This is a genomic window from Microvirga vignae (assembly GCF_001017175.1).
Classification (GTDB): Bacteria; Pseudomonadota; Alphaproteobacteria; order Rhizobiales; family Beijerinckiaceae; genus Microvirga; species Microvirga vignae.
The window spans coordinates 20,287-20,788 of the sequence record NZ_LCYG01000094.1 but is presented as its reverse complement, the minus strand read 5'-3'; the positions used below and the strand labels follow the sequence as shown (position 1 = coordinate 20,788).

Annotated in this window: 1 protein-coding gene; it reads right to left on the bottom strand. The window is 67.3% G+C overall.

The window, feature by feature from the left end; genetic code table 11:
* Nucleotides 1-502: EamA family transporter (locus AA309_RS27365; protein WP_047192186.1), on the bottom strand; the 502-nt coding region annotated here is incomplete at both ends.

The following is a 502-nucleotide window of genomic DNA, read 5'->3' as shown; positions in this document are numbered from 1 at the left end:
CAGCGGTGGGTGTGCGCCAGTTGAACGGCACGAAGGCTGTCAGGGCGATCAGCCCGATCACCGCCGACCACGCCAAGGTCGCCTCGGGCCTTTCAGAGCTCATGAGGCGGGTGGCGATGGCGGCTACGGCCCAGGCGAGCGCCGCGCCGATCGGCAGCAGGGCGGCCAATTGGAAGGCCGAGCCGCCGGGCTGGACGACGAGCATCACGCCAAGAAAGCCCACCGCCGCCGCTGCCCAGCGCCGGATCCCGACCTTCTCTCCGAGAAGAGGGATCGAGAGGGCGGTGATGAAGATCGGTGAGATGAAGTTGATCGCCGTCGCCTCGGCTACCTGAAGGTGTCCCAGTCCGAGGATGAAGAGGACGGACGAGCCGGCCACGGCCAGCGCCCGGATAATCTGGAGGCGCAGGCGCGGCGTGTGCATCGCCATCGCGCCACGCGCGACGAAGACCGTCGGAACGACCACCGAGCAGAAAACGATGTAGCGCAGCCAAGTGACTTC